Below are 472 nucleotides of genomic sequence, written 5' to 3'. Positions count from 1 at the left end.
CACTTAAGTCTAGGGTTATTATATTGTTACAAGCTATTTTACACGGAGTATTATTAGCTATAGGCTTAATACTACCATTGGGGGCTCAAAATATATTTGTTTTTAACCAAGGCGCTAACCAAACAAAATTTAGGCGTGCACTTCCTGCTATTATTACAGCTGGTTTATGTGATTCTTTACTCATTATACTAGCAGTGGTTGGCGTGTCCCTTATACTTATGTCATTTCCAATACTTCAATTGGTTGTCTACATAATAGGATTAGTATTTCTACTCTATATGGCGTGGACATTGTGGCATGAGCAAAGTAGTGACATTGATGAGCAAGGTGGCATATCACCTGCAAAGCAAATAAGCTTCGCACTTTCTGTTTCATTACTTAATCCTCATGCAATTATGGATACCATTGGCGTAATAGGTACAAGCGCTTCTGCCTATGATGGCTCTGAAAAGATAGCATTTACTGTTGCGAC

At 37.7% G+C, this 472-nt stretch carries 1 protein-coding gene; it reads left to right on the top strand.

Translation table 11 applies throughout. The features are described 5' to 3' along the window. Positions 1 to 23 precede the first annotated feature (23 nt). Positions 24 to 472: LysE/ArgO family amino acid transporter (locus IDG65_RS14220; RefSeq protein WP_206174215.1), on the top strand; the 449-nt coding region annotated here is incomplete at its 3' end.

The sequence above is a fragment of the Staphylococcus sp. EG-SA-17 genome (assembly GCF_017151845.1).
GTDB classification, from domain to species: domain Bacteria; phylum Bacillota; class Bacilli; order Staphylococcales; family Staphylococcaceae; genus Staphylococcus; species Staphylococcus aureus.
Note: the sequence above shows the minus strand (reverse complement) of the source record. Positions and strands in the feature narration are given on the sequence as shown.